The 19,771-nt window shown below is 39.6% G+C and carries 17 protein-coding genes and 1 riboswitch; of the genes, 4 read left to right on the forward strand and 13 right to left on the reverse strand.

Going from position 1 to position 19,771, the window contains the following annotated elements; all coding sequences use genetic code 11:
- Positions 1 to 39: 39 nt before the first annotated feature.
- The gene (locus tag F8M42_RS05995; RefSeq protein WP_182188429.1) at positions 40 to 1,521 is read left to right on the forward strand and encodes an aldehyde dehydrogenase family protein; all 1,482 of its coding nucleotides are present in this window, start codon (positions 40 to 42) and stop codon (positions 1,519 to 1,521) included.
- 169 nt (positions 1,522 to 1,690) lie between these two features.
- On the opposite strand, the gene F8M42_RS06000 is transcribed toward F8M42_RS05995, so the two are convergent.
- A complete protein-coding gene (locus tag F8M42_RS06000; protein ID WP_182188430.1) occupies positions 1,691 to 2,629 on the reverse strand; it encodes a GGDEF domain-containing protein in 939 nt (312 codons plus the stop codon).
- A 224-nt stretch (positions 2,630 to 2,853) separates the two neighbouring features.
- On the opposite strand from F8M42_RS06000, the gene F8M42_RS06005 reads away from it, so the two are divergent.
- A complete protein-coding gene (locus F8M42_RS06005; RefSeq protein ID WP_182188431.1) occupies positions 2,854 to 3,588 on the forward strand; it encodes a Bax inhibitor-1/YccA family protein in 735 nt (244 codons plus the stop codon).
- A 480-nt stretch (positions 3,589 to 4,068) separates the two neighbouring features.
- Here the strand turns inward: F8M42_RS06005 and fmt are convergent, their stop codons facing one another.
- The 11 genes from fmt to hisD form a co-directional block, all read right to left on the reverse strand.
- The gene (fmt, locus tag F8M42_RS06010) at positions 4,069 to 5,007 is read right to left on the reverse strand and encodes a methionyl-tRNA formyltransferase (RefSeq protein ID WP_182188657.1); all 939 of its coding nucleotides are present in this window, start codon (positions 5,005 to 5,007) and stop codon (positions 4,069 to 4,071) included.
- A complete protein-coding gene (gene def / locus F8M42_RS06015) occupies positions 5,000 to 5,470 on the reverse strand; it encodes a peptide deformylase (protein WP_182188432.1) in 471 nt (156 codons plus the stop codon). The genes fmt and def overlap by 8 nt, the downstream gene beginning before the upstream one ends.
- A gap of 98 nt (positions 5,471 to 5,568) precedes the next feature.
- On the reverse strand, positions 5,569 to 7,968 hold the full coding sequence (priA, locus tag F8M42_RS06020; protein WP_182188433.1) for a primosomal protein N': 2,400 nt from the start codon (positions 7,966 to 7,968) through the stop codon (positions 5,569 to 5,571).
- A gap of 239 nt (positions 7,969 to 8,207) precedes the next feature.
- The gene (gene metK, locus F8M42_RS06025) at positions 8,208 to 9,398 is read right to left on the reverse strand and encodes a methionine adenosyltransferase (protein ID WP_182188434.1); all 1,191 of its coding nucleotides are present in this window, start codon (positions 9,396 to 9,398) and stop codon (positions 8,208 to 8,210) included.
- A 68-nt stretch (positions 9,399 to 9,466) separates the two neighbouring features.
- Positions 9,467 to 9,569: riboswitch (SAM riboswitch) on the reverse strand.
- A gap of 56 nt (positions 9,570 to 9,625) precedes the next feature.
- Positions 9,626 to 10,825: a bifunctional phosphopantothenoylcysteine decarboxylase/phosphopantothenate--cysteine ligase CoaBC gene (coaBC, locus tag F8M42_RS06030; RefSeq protein ID WP_182188659.1), complete on the reverse strand. Its 1,200-nt coding sequence runs from the start codon at positions 10,823 to 10,825 to the stop codon at positions 9,626 to 9,628.
- Positions 10,825 to 11,037, reverse strand: a complete 213-nt coding sequence (rpoZ, locus tag F8M42_RS06035; RefSeq protein ID WP_231038328.1) for a DNA-directed RNA polymerase subunit omega — start codon at positions 11,035 to 11,037, stop codon at positions 10,825 to 10,827. Before rpoZ ends, coaBC begins: the two co-directional genes overlap by 1 nt.
- Before the next feature lie 2 nt (positions 11,038 to 11,039).
- Complete coding sequence (gene gmk, locus F8M42_RS06040) at positions 11,040 to 11,654, reverse strand: guanylate kinase (protein WP_182188435.1); 615 nt, start codon at positions 11,652 to 11,654, stop codon at positions 11,040 to 11,042.
- A gap of 1 nt (position 11,655) precedes the next feature.
- The gene (remA, locus tag F8M42_RS06045) at positions 11,656 to 11,928 is read right to left on the reverse strand and encodes an extracellular matrix/biofilm regulator RemA (protein ID WP_182188436.1); all 273 of its coding nucleotides are present in this window, start codon (positions 11,926 to 11,928) and stop codon (positions 11,656 to 11,658) included.
- Positions 11,929 to 11,977: 49 nt separating this feature from the next.
- Entirely contained in the window at positions 11,978 to 12,898 is a 921-nt protein-coding gene (locus F8M42_RS06050; protein ID WP_182188437.1) for a YicC/YloC family endoribonuclease, read from the reverse strand.
- Positions 12,891 to 13,736 (reverse strand): diaminopimelate epimerase, encoded by an 846-nt coding sequence (gene dapF / locus F8M42_RS06055; protein ID WP_182188438.1) that lies wholly within the window; start codon positions 13,734 to 13,736, stop codon positions 12,891 to 12,893. Before dapF ends, F8M42_RS06050 begins: the two co-directional genes overlap by 8 nt.
- A 96-nt stretch (positions 13,737 to 13,832) precedes the next feature.
- Positions 13,833 to 15,095 carry a histidinol dehydrogenase gene (gene hisD, locus F8M42_RS06060; RefSeq protein WP_182188439.1) on the reverse strand — a complete coding sequence of 421 codons (1,263 nt, stop codon included), beginning with the start codon at positions 15,093 to 15,095 and terminating at the stop codon, positions 13,833 to 13,835.
- 175 nt (positions 15,096 to 15,270) lie between these two features.
- Between hisD and F8M42_RS06065 the strand changes: the two genes are divergently transcribed.
- A complete protein-coding gene (locus F8M42_RS06065) occupies positions 15,271 to 17,022 on the forward strand; it encodes an Rqc2 family fibronectin-binding protein (protein WP_182188440.1) in 1,752 nt (583 codons plus the stop codon).
- On the opposite strand, the gene F8M42_RS06070 is transcribed toward F8M42_RS06065, so the two are convergent.
- The gene (locus tag F8M42_RS06070; RefSeq protein WP_182188441.1) at positions 17,009 to 17,785 is read right to left on the reverse strand and encodes a tRNA 2-thiocytidine biosynthesis TtcA family protein; all 777 of its coding nucleotides are present in this window, start codon (positions 17,783 to 17,785) and stop codon (positions 17,009 to 17,011) included. The genes F8M42_RS06065 and F8M42_RS06070 overlap by 14 nt on opposite strands.
- 281 nt (positions 17,786 to 18,066) lie before the next feature.
- Here F8M42_RS06070 and F8M42_RS06075 point away from each other — a divergent pair, with 281 nt between their 5' ends.
- Positions 18,067 to 19,716 carry a putative manganese-dependent inorganic diphosphatase gene (locus tag F8M42_RS06075; protein ID WP_182188442.1) on the forward strand — a complete coding sequence of 550 codons (1,650 nt, stop codon included), beginning with the start codon at positions 18,067 to 18,069 and terminating at the stop codon, positions 19,714 to 19,716.
- Positions 19,717 to 19,771 lie beyond the last annotated feature (55 nt).

The following is a 19,771-nucleotide window of genomic DNA, read 5'->3' on the forward strand; positions in this document are numbered from 1 at the left end:
ATAAATAACACAGTGTCAGCAATATAAGGAGGAGATTTAATGGATAAAGTTATTGATGGAAAATATGGTCTGTGGATTGGCGGTAAATGGACAACTGCCGAAGCTGATAAAACATATGAAACAATATGTCCGGCCACTGGTGAAGTATTGGCCAGCTGTGCCGAAGCCTCTAAAAAAGATGTGGACACAGCTGTTCAGGCTGCATGGCAGGCTTTTAATGAATGGAAGAAGACTAGTGTAGGACAGCGTTCAGCGATATTATTGAAAATTGCTGATGTTATTGATACTAATAAAGAGAATTTGGCTAAAATTGAAAGTATGGATAATGGCAAGCCGATTCGTGAAACATTAAATATAGATATACCGGCAGCCAGCGATCATTTTCGTTATTTTGCCGGCGTTTTACGGGCTGAAGAAGGAACAGCATCTTTTATTGATGACAATACGTTAAGTATCGTAACCGATGAACCGATTGGCGTTGTCGGTCAAATAGTTCCCTGGAACTTTCCGTTTTTGATGGCAGCATGGAAACTGGCACCTGCATTGGCAGCAGGAAATTGCATAGTATTTAAACCATCTAGTGAAACATCATTAAGTGTGCTGACTTTAGCTAAATTTATCGATGCAGCTGATATTTTACCGGCCGGGGTGCTTAATGTAGTGACTGGTAAAGGGTCAACAACAGGAAATTATATTCTGGAACATCCCGATATCAAAAAGCTGGCATTTACCGGTTCTACAGAAGTCGGGTATGACGTAGCTAAAGCTGCCGCTGCCAAATTAATTCCGGCGACCTTGGAATTGGGTGGTAAATCAGCCAACATATTCTTTGATGATATGCCTTGGGATAAAGCGGTTGAAGGTGTCTGCATGGGAATATTGTTTAACCAAGGACAGGTTTGCTGCGCCGGTTCGCGCGTTTTTGTGCAGGACACAGTTTATGATAAATTTTTAGCTGCTGTTAAGGAAAAATTTGAAGCGGTTAAAATCGGTTTACCACTGGATAAAGCTACAATGCTGGGGAGTCAGATAAGCCAGCGACAGTTAAAGAAAATTTTATCATATATAGATATAGGACAAAAAGAAGGCGCTGTTGTCGTGACCGGCGGTAAAAAGGCTGTTTTATCGGGTTTGGAAAACGGTGCCTATATGCAGCCGACAATATTGGGAAATGTTACTAATGATATGCGTGTGGCTCGTGAAGAAATTTTTGGACCGGTAGTATGTTTCATTAAATTTCACACTGAAGAAGAAGCGGTGCGCATGGCTAATGATAGTGAATATGGTCTTGGCGGGGCAGTCTGGACAAAAGATATCAACAGGGCTTTTCGTGTGGCACGTGCCGTAGAAACAGGACGGATGTGGGTGAATGATTATAATAATTTACCGGCACATGCACCATTTGGCGGTTATAAAAAATCTGGTATCGGCAGAGAAACGCATAAAATGATTTTGAAAAATTATTCTCAGACAAAAAATATTTTCATCAGTTTGAAGGAAGCCCCTGCTGGTTTATATTGACTTAGCAGGTGATCGTGGATTCACCTCGTATTTTTTCGCTATGTTCATAGACTTCCTTTAGATTCCATCTCACGCTGGACATCCTTACCTTAGGGTATGTACTTGATACTATTAATCCGTACGCGGGACTTTCACCCGTTAGACTGCGCCCAATGCCGGGCGTGCTGTTTTAGCTTATTATTGCATTTTTACCACTTGTTTTAGCCTGGTACAAATTTTTGTCAGCCAGTCGTATGGCAGCCTTCAAAATATCGTAAGCACTGTCAGTTGCTGTAGGAGAAATAATTTTCAACCCAAAACTACTGGTAATATTGAAGATATGATTGTCAGAAGTTTCAATATGGAGCTCTTCTATACCTGCGCGTATCTGCTCAGCAGTCATTTTTAATTCCCGCAAAGAGGTATTGGGCAGACAGATTATGAATTCATCACCGCCGTATCGTCCGACAAAATCGTATTTACGACAATTCTTGGTAATTGTGTCAGCTAGATTTTTTAAAACAATATCACCGACGATATGCCCGTAGTTATCATTTATTCCCTTGAAATTATCCACATCGGATAAGATGATGCCGATGTATGTACCTTGAATTTGAGCTTTTTGAAATTCTTCGGCAAAGCGAGTAAAAAAAATCTGTCGGTTATATACTTGAGTAAGATTATCATAATAAGCTAAAGCCTCAAGATCTTTCCTATGTGTTTCTGCTTCGATAAGTCTTCGTACACGATGCCGGAGAATAGTTTTATTTACCGGTTTAGTTATAAAATCATCAGCACCGGCTAAAAATACATCATCAATATGTTTATCACCATCCAAAGCCGTTATCATTATTATAGGGGTATACTCTGAACGATGTGAATGACGCAATTCGCGGCAGGTAGTAATACCGTCCTTTATCGGCATGACTACATCCAATAAGATCAAATCGGGCAGCACCAAGGGGAAAAGGTCTGTTACCTGTTTTCCGTTGGGAACATCAATAACATTGTAATGCTCATTTATTAAGAAATCAGTTATTATTTTTCGCACCAGTTTATCATCATCAGCAATCATTATTATTGGTTTATGTTCAATATAATCTGATACTTTATTGATCGTTTTGGACATGTTTCAGATCTCCGCTCTAAGTTTTAAGATAAATAACCACAATTAATAATATAACAGTTGTAAGGTAAATAGTAAATGATAAAATGATTGAATTTTTTTAAAAATAGATATAATATTTCTTGATAACAAGTGAAATTGCGGTTTATTAGTTAAAATGTTATAATTAACATATTGCCGATAGTTTGGCAGTCAGATTATTTTACCAGGTGAGGGGAAGAAGAAAAATGGCTAATCCTGTTATTCGGATAATGGAAAAAGAAAATGAAACTGCGGCGGTAAACTTTGGACAGACGGCAACGTTAGCTGGTTCTATACGGAAAAGTATTGGATTAGTGTTATTGACAATAGTAGCAGCGGTTGTTGCAGCCCATTATTTAGCTGATACCGGACTTGCTGCAGCGGGAATTGGGGCAGGTTTCATTGGAGGTTTTATTTTGGCAATGATAACGTGTTTTAAACCGGGAATCGCTGAATATACTGCACCGGGGTATGCTGTTTTTGAAGGAATGGCTTTAGGTGTTATCTCGATGCAGTTTGAACAGATGTATTATGGTGTGTCGGCTATAGCTGTTGGAATTACTTTTGCTATTATGATTTCAATGCTGCTGCTTTGGAAAACGGGGATAATAGCTGTTACGGATAAAACTCGTTCAACTATAATAAGCATGACCGTCGCTGTAGCGTTATTTTATTTTGTCGGATTGGCAGCCTCTTTTTTTGGTGTTGATTTTATGCCGCATTCAGGTATTATGGGAATTGCTGTTTCAGTTATTATTTCAGCAATAGCAGCATTCAATTTATTACTTGACTTTGACAATATAGAAAAATCAGTAGCAAATGGTATGCCCCGATATATGGAATATTTTACGGCGTTTGGATTATTGTTGACCTTAGTATGGATATATGTGGAAATTTTGCGTTTAGTTACAATGGTAATGTCATTATTTGAGGATAACTGATAGTATTAATAAAACGTTTATCAGCGGTAATATGTTGCAAATGTCGTGATAAATAAAACCATCCATAATGTGTACCGGCCCCCATAAGTCAGACTTGGAATTAGTCTGGCTTATGGGGGTATCTTTATAGCTGAATATAATACTGAATTTAAGAAAAAATTGTAGATAAATGTTACATCGTCGCTTCGATACCTGTATTCCTCATCAGAAAGTCACAACAGATACAACTAAATTCAAATATTATGAAATTGACGCAAGGGGAAATCTATCATAGTTTTGAAGAGTTGGAACGTGTCCATCGGTTATATCGAATACTATAATAAACACCGAATAAAGGCTAAGCCCGGCCGGCTTAAGTTCTGGGAATTATCGACTACGTTATGCGCAGCATAATAAAAACCGCAGTAACAATAAATGCTAGTGCGGTTTGGTCTGACTTTATGGAGTCACTACATAGTTTTGTTTGATGGGCGGTTTTATTTATTGAAATTTAGCAGGTAGGTGCAGTTTATGCCCATTAATATAGGCGGCGGCTGTCATGCGTTTTTTGTTGGGAGCCTGCAGTTCAAGAATTTTAATACTGCCATTTCCGGTTGCAATTATAAAGCCGTCATGGGTGATTTTTATTATTTCACCAGGTGATGAATCTTTGATGTCAGTTGAAGATAAGGCTGTACGCCAAATTTTTATTTTCTGTCCGTTAAAAAATGTAAATGCCACTGGCCAGGAATTAAGACCACGAACAAGATTATGAATTTCCTGGGCAGATTTTTGCCAGTCAATTTTACAATTCGCATCATTGAGCATCGGTGAATATGAAGATAAAGAATCATTTTGTTTTTTTCGCGGCACATTATCTTGTTGAACCAACTTTATGGTTTTGGCAAGTAAATCAGCGCCTATTACCATAAGTTTGTCATGCAGCTGATTTGTTGTCATTTCGCTTGATATCTCGGTAGATTGTTTTAATATTATATCACCAGTATCAAGACCGGCATCCATATACATCGTGGTGACACCGGTGAGCGTTTCACCGCGGATAATTGACCAATGTATCGGTGCTGCCCCGCGATAAGCCGGCAGAAGGGAAGCATGGACATTTATGCAGCCTTTGGGAGGTATATCGAGTATTGCCTGAGAGAGAATTTGGCCAAAAGCCACGACGATAATTATATCGGGATTTAATTCTCTTAGTTTTTCAACAAAATTTGTGTCTTTGACCTTAGCCGGCTGCAAGACAGGAAGGCTGTGTTCTAAAGCAAATGTTTTTACCGGTGAGGGTGTAAATTTTTGTCCACGGCCGCGTTTTTTGTCAGGTTGGGTTATAACAGCGATGATAGTACTTAGCTTATTTAATTCAGCAAGACAGGGAACGGCAAAATCCGGAGTACCCATGAAAATTGCACGCAGTTTAGTCATCATTATCCTCCTGCTTAGTTATACTTTTGGCCTTGTCGACAAATAGGATACCTTCTAAATGGTCGAATTCATGCTGGATACAGCGTGATAATAAATCACCTTTTGCCGTTATACGCTGTTGTTTACCGCGGCGGTTGAGAAATTTCACTGATACATTGGCGAAACGTTCTACTTCACCGCTCATGCCGGGAATGCTCAGGCATCCTTCAAATCCGAGCATATTGCCTTCGGTACGTACTATTTCAGGATTTATTAATTCAATTAATCCATCACCAACATCAATTACAATAATACGCTGCGAAACACCGACTTGTGGGGCTGCAAGTCCCACACCTTCAGCATTGTACAAGGTTTCAGCCATGTCATCAAGCAGCCTTCTCGTGCTGCTGTCGATTTTTTCTACGACAGCAGCTTTCTTTTTTAATATAGGGTCACCAATTGTTTTAATGTTCAATAGAGACATAAGTATATCAACTCCAGTGCATTTTAGTGTAATATATATTTAATAATTCAGCTTGTATTCTTTTAATAATTTTAGCATTGTCTGTAATAAAATTCAAATTACATGGTATTCAGCGGGTTTATATCAATTTTTACTTCACTGTCAGTGGACAGATTATTTTGTTGTAAAAAGGTATGCATGATGGTTAGATCAACGGTTTTTATCAACAGATTGAAGCGGTAAACACCGCGAAAATTAGCGATTATTGAAGGCGCCGGGCCGATGATCTGATGATTGGCTGAATTGGAAAAAGTTTTACGAAAAGCAGTACGTAGTTGTAAAGCCTTGTCCATTGCATGATCTTTATTCTCATTTTGTATGGTGAGTTTGATAAGTTTGGCATAAGGCGGATAAAATAATTCCCGGCGCTGAATTAGTTCCTGATCGTAAAACTCGCGGTAGTTTTGTCGGATACCGGATAAGACGGCATAATGCTCCGGATTATATGTCTGGATGATTACCTGTCCCTTGACATTGCCACGGCCGGCTCGCCCGGCCGTTTGTGTGATCAGATCAAAACACCGTTCAGCAGCACGGAAATCAGGCATGTTTAAACTGGCGTCAGCGCTTATTATTCCAACGGCAGTCACATTGGGAATATCGTGGCCTTTAGCAACCATCTGTGTTCCAAGCAGAATATCGTAATTACCGGCGCGAAATTGCTGCAAAATATTTTGGTGAGCCATTTTTTTACCGGTAGTGTCACGATCCAAACGGATAGTCCGCGCTGTTGGAAAAGTTTCATGCAGTTCTTGTTCAAGTTTTTCGGTACCGGAACCAAAAAATTTTATATAACGGCTGTTGCAGGCCGGGCAGACTGTGGGAACCGGTTCTTTTATATCGCAATGGTGACACTGCAGGTAATTTTGCCGATGGTAGACAAGCGGTAAACCGCATTGCGGACATTTTATTACCAGACCGCAGGAGCGACACATAACAAAAGTAGAGTAGCCGCGGCGGTTTAGCATAATAATTATTTGTTGTTTTTTTTGTAAAGTATCATTTATAAGTTTAACTAGCTGGCGTGACATAATATGCCTGTTGCCTAAATGTAACTCTTCACGCATATCTACACAATTTATTTGTGGCAAGGGTTTATTGTCGATGCGATGCGGCATAGTCAGTAATTTATACGTACCGTTGCAGGCTGAAAAATAGCTTTCCATTGATGGAGTGGCACTTCCTAAAATAAGAACGGCATTATATAATTGTGACATTTTACGGGCAATATCGCGCGTGTGATAACGTGGTGATTCATCCTGTTTATATGAAGCGTCATGTTCCTCATCCATGACGATAAGTCCCAGATCAAGAAATGGTGCAAATATAGCTGAACGGGCACCAATTATAATTTTTGCACTATTAGTGCGTATTCGCACAAATGCATCATTGCGTTCATTTACTGTAAGCCGGCTGTGGATTACGACGACAGAGGAAGAAAAATATTTTTTAAGGGAAATAACTAATTGGCCTGTTAGTACGATTTCAGGTACAAGAATTAAGGCCTGTCTATTTTGCAGCAAAACTTTTCGGGCAGTTTCAATGTAGATTTGTGTTTTACCGCTGCCGGTAACTCCATGCAGCAAGAAAGTATGCGGTTGATTTTTATCTATATATGGTATTATTTCTGCCATTGCAGCGTTTTGCTCGGCTGTCAGATGTACAAAAGGATTGTTAGCAGGATTGACATGGTCATAGCTGTCACGAAAAGTACGCTGTTTGGTAATGGTAATATAGTTATTGTCGCTCAGAGTCTTTATAATACTGCGTGAGAAACCCTGCTTGTTAAGTTCATTGATACTGTAAAGATGATCATCAGATAAAAATTCTAACAATTTTTTTTGAGATTTTTTTCGTGTCATATTGTCCAATAAAGTTTGGTTGACTATATTTTTATTTATTCGGACATAAGAGGTATAAATTTTATTTGAGCGGTTTTTGTAAATATAATTTTTGAATATGATTTTATTATCCAATAGTTCTTTTAATAGTGCAGTGCTGTCGAATTTACAAAAATCCTGGATCTGTTTTAAGCTGCAATCTGGATTTTTCAATATAAAATTATAAATAGATTGCTCACTTGCCGATAAAGAGGCTGTTGTGGGTATTGCCTGATAACTACTGTTGATTTTTATACTATTTTTCCCAGGAATAAAAAGACGGAGTGCTTCCCCTAATGAACAAAGATAAAAGTCAGCGATAAAATGGGCCGTTGACATGATTTTATCAGTAAAATATGGTTCAATATCAATAGAATCGATTATTTCTTTTAAAGTGTGGTCAGTTTGGTCAACAGTTGTTATACGGACAATGAATCCTTCCATTTTTCTCGCACCAAATGGTACTATGACACGGCATCCGGTTTTTAGAAAATTTAAGTTTTCCGGGATGATATAAGTATAACTGGTAGCGATGGTTTTTACTGGTATATTTATAAATACATCTGCTAATAATTTCATAAAATCACCATTTTAATTATATCATATAAGCAAAAGAAATTTTACTTCTCAATAAAATATGGAGCTGCCGCGCGAATTACATTGACATTACAAAAATATATTCCGCTGCCGCTGCGCAATCAACCATCTTTTTGAGGACGGATAAGACGGCACGTTGTATATTTATGAATGAAAATATTTACGTGTGACAACCCCATGAATAGAATTTACAATGATTTTAAATAATAAAAAAATCGGATTTATATACCGGCTTCTTGCTTTAAAAGAGCTGCTTTATCGGTGTGTTCCCAAGGTAAATCGATATCAGTGCGGCCAAAATGACCATATGCTGCGGTTTGGGCATAGATTGGACGGCATAGATCAAGCATTTTTATTATGCCGGCAGGCCGCAAGTCAAAATGTTTTTTGATCAATTGAATGATTTTTTCTTCATCGATCTTACCCGTTCCAAAGGTGTCGACCATTATTGATACCGGGTGGGCAACACCGATAGCATAAGCTAGCTGTATTTCGCATTTGTCAGCAAGACCGGCAGCCACAATATTCTTGGCTACATAACGGGCTGCATAGGATGCGGAACGATCAACTTTTGTTGGATCTTTACCTGAAAATGCACCGCCGCCGTGTCGTGCCATACCACCATAAGTGTCAACAATAATTTTCCGGCCGGTTAGTCCGCAGTCTCCCTGCGGTCCACCGATGACAAATTTTCCGGTGGGATTTATATAATATTTGGTGTTTTCATCGACCATATCAGCAGGAATAATGGGAGTAATAACTTTTTCCCTGATATCTTTCTCGATAGTTGACAATGAGACATTGGCATCATGCTGAGTAGATACTACAATAGCTTCTATATGAACTGGTTTACCGTTTTCATAGGCCACAGTTACTTGAGTCTTTCCGTCAGGCCGTAAATAAGGTATTTCATTATTTTTGCGTACTTCGGTCAGACGACGAGACAAACGATGCGCCATAGCAATAGGAAACGGCATATATTCCGGTGTTTCATTACTGGCATAACCAAACATCATACCTTGGTCACCGGCACCGATGGCATCTTCTTCGGACATATCACCATTTTTGGCTTCAAGTGCTTTGTCAACACCTAAAGCAATATCGGGAGATTGTTCATCAATGGACACAGAAATACCGCAGGTAGAAGCATCAAAACCGAACTTAGCTCTGGTATAACCGATACTTTTGATTTTTTCGCGAACGATTTTAGGAATATCGACATAACAATTAGTGGATATTTCACCGGCTACATGAACCTGACCGGTCGTTATTAATGTTTCGCAGGCTACGCGGCCATGTGGATCCTGGGCTAAAATAGCATCCAGAATACTATCGGAAATTTGGTCGGCAATTTTATCCGGGTGGCCTTCAGTAACCGATTCTGAAGTAAAAAGTACACGTTTTTGAGCCATATTTTTCCTCCACATATTAAAAATTAGCAAATAAAAAAGCTCTCAATGGTGAGAGCTGAAAATACATACTCTCATCTCATAGGTAAAACCTAAAGGAATTAGCACCGTTTGATAAAATCAATGGTTGCCGCAGCTTCACAGGGCCAGTCCCTCCACTGCTCTCGATGAGTTCGATATTTATTTGTTAAACTAATAATACATTACCTGATAATAAATGTCAACTGAATTTATTTCTTTAAATTCCGGATCTTGTCGATGATTATTGCGGCCAATGCTTTTTTTGACATAAGTGGAATATCTTCGACAGCAGCATCACGAGTTATTATTTTTACCATATTAGTATCATAATTAAATCCGACATTTTTTTGACTTACATCATTCGCAATAATCATGTCAAGATTTTTACGCTGTAATTTTTCTTTGGCAAAAGTCAGCAGGTTTTGTGTTTCGGCAGCAAAACCCACTAAAATCTGTTCGATGGATTTTCTTTTGCCCAGCGCGGATAAAATATCAGGATTTTTTACCAGATCAAGAGTAAATGCTTCCGTGGTCTTTTTTATTTTTTGGCCGGCAATTTTCCTTACACGGTAATCAGACACGGCTGCAGCCATGATTACAACATCACTGGCCGCAAAAATGGTATCGACATATTCTTGCATTTGACATGCTGTTTCTACTTTTATAAACTCGATTCCCGCAGGCACGTTAAGAGATGTCGGACCACTGACAAGTGTAACTGACGCACCGCGTCTGGCTGCTTCTTCAGCCAGCGCGTAACCCATTTTTCCGCTGGATCGATTGCCAATATAACGCACGGGATCAATTGCTTCCCTAGTTCCGCCGGCAGTAATTAAGATACGTTTTCCTTTTAGATCCTGTACCTGTGCAGTATAATTTGTAATTTCTTCAACGAGTACAGCAGGATCGGGTAATCGGCCAATGCCATTGGTACCGCAGGCCAGATGACCAGTAGCCGGAGTTATTATATGATAACCGCTTAACTGCTGTAGTGTCTGCAGATTACGCTGCAAAATGGGATTAATATACATGTTGCTGTTCATTGCCGGAGCTATGAATACCGGTGCCGTTGTTGCCATAATTGTCGTAGAAAGCATATCATCAGCAATGCCGGATGCCAGTTTGCCGATAATGTCAGCCGTTGCCGGAGCGAGCAATACAACATCAGCCTTTTTGGCTAAAGCAATATGTTCTACATTCCAATTATGCACTTTTTCCCACATATCACTGCTGACAGGATTACCGGTTATTTCTTGAAAAGTCAGCGGTGTGATGAATTTTGTTGCTGCCTGTGTCATGATAACATCAACATTTGCATCGAGTTTACGCAGCCGGCTTGCGATTTCTACTGCCTTATAAGCTGCTATTCCGCCGCAAACACCCAATAAAATATTTTTATTTGCCAACATCATTTTATTCCGTTTTTCGTTCGCTGAAAGGTAATCTTGTTTTCAGCGACTTCTTCAAGTGCATTAGTTACATTTTTGGTTGAAACCTTGGTAGCTCTTACTTTGGAACCATCCAATATTTGACGGGCCCGTTTTGACGCCAGCACAACAAGCGTATATTTACTGTCGACTTTAGGCATTAATTCATCAAGTGACGGATTTACTATATCCATTATTATATCTCCCTGTTTTTAATTTTATTAATGATTTCCAGATTACGTCCAGTACGGCATCGTTCGGCAACGACTATGGCGTTGAGTTGATTGACAGCCCGACTGAGGTTTCTGTTAACAATAACATAATTATAGTGGGTACCCAAAGCTATTTCTTGTGCAGCGGCATCAAGTCGTCTTTTTATTACCGCTTCAGTTTCAGTGCCGCGCCGACGGATTCGTTTTTCCAATTCATCAAGTGACGGTGGTAATAAAAAGATATATATGCCGTCGGCGACCTGCTTCATGACGTTGAGTGCCCCCTGTGTATCTATTTCCAGCAACACATCTTTTCCTTGTAAGCGCAGCTCGTCAATTTTTTCAGACGGAGTTCCATAATAATTACCATATACATTAGCCCATTCCAGAAGTTCATTTTCTTCTATCATTTTTTCAAAATCAACTTTTGATAAAAACCAGTATTCTCGTCCGTTGATCTCGTGTGGACGTGGCCTGCGGGTCGTTGCCGATACAGAATAAAATATATTTTTGTTCATCGTTAAAAGTTTTTTACAGATAGTGCCCTTTCCCGTACCGGACGGTCCCGATATAACTATTAAATTTCCTCTGTTGGGCATCTTATTTATCTTTATCCTTTGCTATTTCATCATTGTCATCGATTATGCGATTGGCGACTGTTTCCGGTTGAATAGCCGATAAAATAACATGGTCACTATCAACTATTATAACAGCCCGTGTACGCCGTCCATATGTAGCATCAATTAACTGACCATTTTCCCGTGCTTCTTGGATAATGCGCTTGATTGGAGCTGATTCGGGACTGACAATGGCAATGACTCGATTAGCGGATACAATATTGCCGAACCCGATATTAATTAATTTAATATTCATATAAAACGCAGCCTTTCTGTAAAATAAGCTGTTGTGCAACGATGCCGGCTTATTCTATATTCTGTATTTGTTCGCGGATTTTTTCGATTTCACCTTTTACGTCTACGACAAGTTGTCCCGCTTGAGCGGAATTGGCTTTTGATGCTATTGTATTTATTTCTCGATTCATTTCCTGGACGATGAAGTCCAGTTTTCTGCCGATGCTGCCGCCAGTGCTTAATGTTTGCTCAAACTGCTGCAAATGGCTTTGTAATCTGGTTGTCTCTTCGGTGTAATTTGTTTTTTCAGCATAAATAGCGGTTTCCTGAATAATACGTGTCTGATCGATATCGTTGGCGTTTAAATATTCACCTAAAGTTGTGACCAGATTTTGCCGGTACTTTTCAATTATTGAAGGAGCCAAATCACACAGCAGTGTGACTTTATCGCGGATGATGGCAAGTCGGTACAATATATCGCTGCAAAGGTTTTTTCCTTCGGTAGTTTTCATTTCGATGAATAAAGTCAATGCTTCACCAAGTGTATTGATAAAGTCATCTTTAATTTCAGCAACAGTCGGTAATATATCCTCCTTTGTTAAAATACCGGGATAAACTGACAATGCAATAAGATCATTAGAAGAAAAATTGTACTGCGTCGGTTGACACAATGTACGGGCAATTTCATCAAGGGCTTTTTTGTAAGCAAGCAGTAAGTTTTTGTCTACTTTTATTATGCTGTTAGTGCCGCTGGTATCAGTGAAATTAACATATACATCAATTTTACCCCGCAGTGAATATTTATTCAGGTAATCGTTGATAATTACTTCTAAAGCCCGCAGGCCGGGGGGCAAATGAGCGGCAACATCCTTATATCGATTATTAACAGATTTTATTTCTACACTTATCGTGTAATTATTTTTATTGCACACAGCTGTACCAAAGCCGGTCATACTTCGTACCGCTGAAATTTTGGCTGTTAGTTTATCCACTGTAATATATACCTTCAAATACTTTTTTTGTCGGACCGGTCATGTAGATATTATTATCATCTTTATTCCACTCGATGGAAAGCAGACCGCCATCGAGTTTAATAGCGGCTTTTCTGTCAGTCAGATCGTTTAATACCGCTGCTGTCAGACTGGCACAGGCGCCGGTGCCACACGCTAAAGTGATGGCAGCGCCGCGTTCCCAAACGCGCATGCGCATGTGTGACCGGTCAATGACCTGAACAAATTCTACATTGGTCTTATTGGGAAAAATTTTATACTTTTCCAGTATCGGTCCCCATTTGCTTATGTTTATCGCACTCATGTCATTGACAAAGATAACACAATGAGGATTGCCCATGGATACACAGGTCATTTTGAACTGATGGTCTTGTATCTTTAATGGCTGCGCGATAACGGCAGAGCCGTCGAAACCATGCACAGGAATTTTTTCACCTTCTAAAACTGGCTGTCCCATATTGACACAGACAGAGTTTTCGTTTTTTTCATCAATGACCAGACGTGGTTTTATTGTACCGGCTTTAGTTTCTACGGTAAATTCCTCTTTATTGGTAAGGCCTGTTTCGTAAACGTAACGGGCAAAACATCTGATACCGTTACCGCACATTTCAGCTTCCGAACCGTCAGAATTAAAAATACGCATACAAAAATCACATTTATCGGAAGGAAGAATAAAAATGACACCGTCTGCACCAATGCCAAAATTTCTGTCACAGATTGTAATAGCGGCAGAACGAATAGTCTGCCAGTCTTCTGTAAAACCATTGACAAGAACAAAGTCATTACCGCAGCCGTGCCATTTAGAAAATTTAAATTGCATAGTAGATCCTCCTACACCTATAGCTATATAAATTAATTGTAATATTTATTTTGACTTAATGCAACCTATACGGGATAAAAGAAAATATAATATGAGTTATTTTAGTCTTATGGCTACGGATTCCTTATGGGCAGCAAGTCCTTCGGTTTCTGCAAGGTTCATGCAGGCTTCTGCAAGATTTTCACAGCCTTGGTGTGTTATATGCTGGTAGAAGGAAGTTTTTATAAAAGTCCCAACGTAGACGCCATTTGAATAACGGGCTGTCCCCATAGTAGGCAGGGTATGATTAGTTCCGGAACAATAATCACCAAAGGCTACCGGTGTATATTCACCAATAAACAGTGAGCCGTAGTTTTTAAGTCGTTCACTGATTTTCAGGCTGTCTCTGGTCTGTACTTCAAGATGTTCCGGGGCAGCCTTATTTGCAGCCGTGACCATTTCCATTTCATCAGTGGCTAATAAAATAGTTCCATTATCCTGCCATGCTTTATAAGCCAGACTGCCTGTAGGTAATTTTTGTGAAAAATCAAGTATTTTTTGAGATACAATAGCTGCGTAATTACGATCAGTGGTTATTAAAGCAGCCTTGGCCCGTGGGTCATGTTCACACTGTGCCAGAATATCCATTGCCGTATAATCCGGATTGGTTGTTCCATCGGAAATTATCAGCACTTCACTGGGCCCAGCTAAACTATCGATGCCGACGTCACCCAAAACCTGCCGTTTAGCCTCGGTGACGTATTGGTTACCAGGGCCCACAATCATATCAACGGGGGGAATACTTTGCGTACCATAGGCTAATGCTGCTATGGCCTGGGCTCCGCCAGCACAATAAATTTCATCGACCCCGGCTATATCCATCGCAACTAATACGGCAGGATGAATTGTTCCGTATTTTTTTGCTGCCGGACTGACAGCGGCGATTCTTTTAACTCCTGCTGTTTTAGCGGGAATGGCTAGCATTAGTGCTGTGCTAGGCAGTGGATAACGGCCGCCCGGTACATATGTACCGCAGGATTCTACGGGTATAAGTCTGTGACCCAGGGTGACGCCTTCAATTTTGCTGGAAACCCTTAATTCCTGCATGCATGACAGTTGCTTTTCAGCATAAAAACGTATTTGTTCAGCTGCAAATTTCAGATACTTTACTGTAGAAGGTGAAACTTTATTATAGGCAGCTTTTATTTGATCGGGAACAATCTTAATGCTTTCTGGTTTTATTCCGTCAAATTTATAGCTCAAATCCTTAAGCGCCGCATCACCGGATAGTTTCACTGATTTTATTATGCTGCCGACATTATTGATAAGTTCTGCTGAGCGTTCATGTGTGTCTTGTTCGGCTGATTTTAATATTTCCATTTTTATCATTCCTCTTTTATATACTTACCTTAGTATTGTAACGTTGACAAGGGATTATTGCAATATCACCTGCAGTAATATAATATTTAATTGGATATGTTTGACCGTGGGACCGGTAGATGATATACTCAGTCTATTATTTTAGCGGTCATTGTTAGAAATGAGGTAATATGACATGGGACTTGATGGTTTTTCCCTTTATGCCGTAATAAATGAATTAAATAATATATTATCAGGAGGGCGTATTGATAAAATTTGCCAGCCGCGCAGATCCGATGTTTATATGACCGTACGTTTGCCTGGTACAACATATATATTGCATATTTCTATTGATCCGCGCTTGGCTTCAATGGCAATTTCGGTTAGGCAGCCAGAAAATCCTTTAGAACCGCCAACGTTCTGTATGCTGCTGCGCAAACAACTTGAAGGTGGCCGTATTGCTAAAATATATCAGCTGGGATTAGATCGCGTGGCAGTGATTGAAGTGGATATTTTAGGCGCAGGTGCACGATTGATAACTAAAAAACTTTATATAGAGCTGATGGGGAAATACAGCAATATAGTCTTAGTAGAGAATCAACGAATTATCGATTCACTGAAAAGAGTAGGCAGTAACAGCAGTCGGGTACGCACTGTCCTGCCGCAGCAGGAATATATACCGCCGCCACCACAGGATAGTATTGATATATTGACAGCAGCGGATAATTTTATAAACAAATTAAAGCTGTCAGCGGGGCAAAGTGTATATAAAGCGGTATTGAAAACAGGTGCGGGATTTGGTCCGGTGACAGCATCAGAAATATTATTTTTAGCAGGACTGCCGGATGATATGGCAATAGAAAAACTCGATGTTGAGGATTTCATCTCTTTGCGGCAGGCCATCGACGAAATTATCACTGTTTATGATACAAAGATGTTTGTGCCGACATTAATAAAAGATGATAATAATAAAATAATGGCAATGGCGGCTTTTCCTCTGCATAAATTTACCGCATACAATACGGTGACTTTTGCTTCGATGAGCTGTCTGCTGGAAACGGCTCATCGACTGGCGGATGATTACGTTTCTCCAGAAAAAAGCCAATTGTTAAAAATAGTAACAAATGAATTAGAAAAACAAAAAAATAAAAATAGGAAACTTGCTGAACAGTTGCAGCAGGCCGAAAATGCTGAAATAGAAAAAATTAAGGCAGACAATATAATGACGTATCAGTACCAGTTTGCAGATCATAAAGACAGCGCGATAACTGTTCCCAATATATATGAGGCAGATAATGCCAAGCTTACAATCAGCATGGACAGGCGGCTTACTATAGTTCAGAATATGCAAAAGTATTATAACAAATATGATAAACTGCGCCGTGGGCAAAAGATATTAGCAGAGCAGCTGCAAGAATGCAGGGAAAATACTGTCTATCTGGAAACAATTGAAATATCACTGGAATCTTCCGATACTTTATCTGAACTGGCTGATATAAAAGCCGAATTGGTAAAAAGCGGTTATCTGCACATTGAAAAACGCAAACGTACTGCAGTTCCCGAGTCAAAACCATTTAAATTTATCTCCTCGGATGGGATGCCAATATTAGTTGGTAAAAATAATGTACAAAATGACAAGCTGACATTTAAGATAGCCGATAATGATGATATTTGGCTTCATGTTAAAAATATACCGGGTTCGCATGTAATAATACGTACGGCGGGAAGTGACCCGGCTGAAACGACGATAGAGCAGGCGGCACTGTTGGCTGCTCATTATTCCAAGGGGAAAAATTCATCTAATGTTCCGGTCGATTATACTTTTTGCCGTTTTGTAAAAAAACCTTCCGGTGCGAAACCGGGTTTTGTTATTTTCACCAATAACAAAACATTATATGTGACACCTGATGAAACAAAACTGAAAATTTTATTTGCTAATTTTTCATAAAAGCATCATATTTTCTCTTTAATTGCTGACGACTGGGCACTGCCGGCCATAATTCACCGACAGCACTTTCCCGCATAGCTGCGGCCAGGTGTTCATAAAAAAGAGGATAGTGGGCAGTTAGCTTTTTAATCAGTTCTTTGGTATCCTGGCGCATTGTAGTTCCATCTATAGGACAAGGAGATGCCACAGGAGCAACACCGTGATATTTAACAGCAGTCCTGGTTTCAGTCTCGCGAAAATAAATTAACGGGCGGATAACCGTGAGTTTCATTCTATCAAGATAAGTAGACGGAGTGAAAGTCTTAAATTGTCCTGAGTACAGCAGATTCATAAAAAGGGTTTCAACGGCATCATCTTGATGATGGGCATAGGCAACTTTGTTGCAGCCTTTTTCTTTGGCAATACGGTTTATCGCTCCGCGGCGAAAATAAGCACAAGTAAAGCAGGGGTTTTTGCCGCTTGATTTTATGGCATTGTTTATATCGACCCGATGGACAAAATAGTCGATCGATAATTCATGACAAAATTTTTTTACGGAATCTGTAGAGAAATTTTTAGTGAACAGCGGATCGATGGTAACAGCCTTTAAAGTAAATGATTTTTTCAAACGACTGCGTAAAACAGCCAGCATATAGGTTAAAAACAGGCTATCCTTTCCTCCTGATAACCCGATTAAAATACTGTCGTTATCTTGAATCAGGTCAAATTCGACAACGGCACGCATGAGTTTGCTAAAATATAACTGTGGTATATTTATATTCATTTTATTCCCTTCAAGATAAATTTTTGATTATTTGATGATTATAGCACACAAACGGACTTAACGGCTGTTTGTGTAAATTTTATTGTATAAATCTTTTGCGAATGGGTTATTTGTTGTATAATATTACCCAATGGCATATCGTTTTGCGTGTTGCGAATACTGCATCGCAAATGGTGTTATTTTATCATGATAGTATTTTTTGCTGGTATATTTAAAAATTAATTTGCCGCAGGCGGAAAAGTTTTTATCATGATTTAAAATATTTTGGAGGTTAAGATTTTATGCGTGAAAAAAAACCGATATATGTTATAGGTCATAGAAACCCGGACACTGATTCGATTTGTGCGGCTATCAGTTATGCAAATTTGAAAAAATCTTTAGGGGAAGAAGTAGTTGCCGCTCGCGCTGGTAAAGTTAATAAAGAAACGCAGTTTGCTTTGAATTATTTTGGGACGGACAGTCCGCAGCTGTTGGTTGATGTTTACCCGCGGGTTAGTGATATAATGGAGCAATGTCACACTATGCTCGGTGAGCATGATAATCTGCGTAAATTGGGCAAAGTAATGCGTGAAACGGGATTGAAATCAATACCGGTAGTGAGGAATGAACGTGATTTAGCCGGTATTGTAACAGTAAGTGATTTGGCTAAACGTTATTTTGATGATTTGGGTATGCAGAGTTTTTCCAATACCAAAATAACAGTTCGCGATATTTTGTCTGTCATTGACGGAGATGTTATAGTTGACGGAGATGAGGACAAATTAGTCAATGGGGATGTTCGGATAGCAGCCGGCAGCTTGCGGATGATCGAATCGATTATTCAGAAAAATGATGTTGTATTAGTCGGCGATCGGGTTTCACCAACGTTACGGGCCTGCCTGGAAAGAGAAATTGCCTGTCTTATTGTCACTGGTAATGGGCATATACCCACGGAAATAATCGAGGAAGCACAAAATCATAAAACGATGATACTGGTAACGCCTTATGATACTTACACAGGAGCCAGGCTTATTAACCAATGTGTACCGGTGTCACGTATTATGCAAAAAGATGTCGCTTCTTTTAAACCGACGGATATGCTGAGTGATATAAAAGGGATAATGGAAAAGAAAAAATTTCGCAGTTATCCGGTAGTAGAAAATAGCAAAGTTGTCGGCATGATAAGCAGCGATAAGCTGATGGTACCGGAAAGGACACGGCTCATTCTGGTCGATCATAATGAACGGACGCAGGCAGTGGAAGGGATAGAAGAGGCACGTATCCTGGAAATAATAGATCATCATCGTCTAGGTGGTCTGCAGACAGGTGAACCGATATTTACCCGTCAGGATCGGGTGGGATGCACTAATACGATTGTGGCTGATTTATACTTTCAGCATAATGTGGCAATTCCGCCCAAGATAGCGGGACTTATGCTGTCGGCAATAATATCGGATACAGTATTGTTCAAATCGCCTACCTGCACATCACATGATAGGGAGATTGCTGACAGCTTGGCCCGGATAGCCGGGGTAGAAATAAATACATATGGCATGGAACTGTTGAAAGCCGGATCTGATGTAGGCAATATGTCAGCCATGGAAATAGTAAAAAATGACATGAAGGAATTCCAAATTGGTGACCGTAAAGTTATTGTGAGTCAGACTTCTGTGATGGACAGCAGTGATGTATTGAAGAGAAAAGACGAGCTGCTGGAAAATATGAGGGAAGTATGCAGCAGGGAAAAATATGACATGTGTCTGGTAATGATCACAGATATTTTAGAAGAGGCAACATCACTTTTATTTGTTGGTGAGCCTAAAACACTTATTGGTGAAGCGTTTAAAAAAACAGCAGCTGATAACATCCTTTATCTGCCGGGTGTAATGTCACGTAAGAAACAGATAATACCGCAGCTCACGGAGGCGGCTAAAAAATATACGGCCAATTGATCTATTAAAGTAATAAAGCTGCTGTGTTATCAATAATACAGCAGCTTTTGCATAC

It is taken from the genome of Pectinatus frisingensis (assembly GCF_014076555.1).
Lineage (GTDB): Bacteria > Bacillota > Negativicutes > Selenomonadales > Selenomonadaceae > Pectinatus > Pectinatus frisingensis.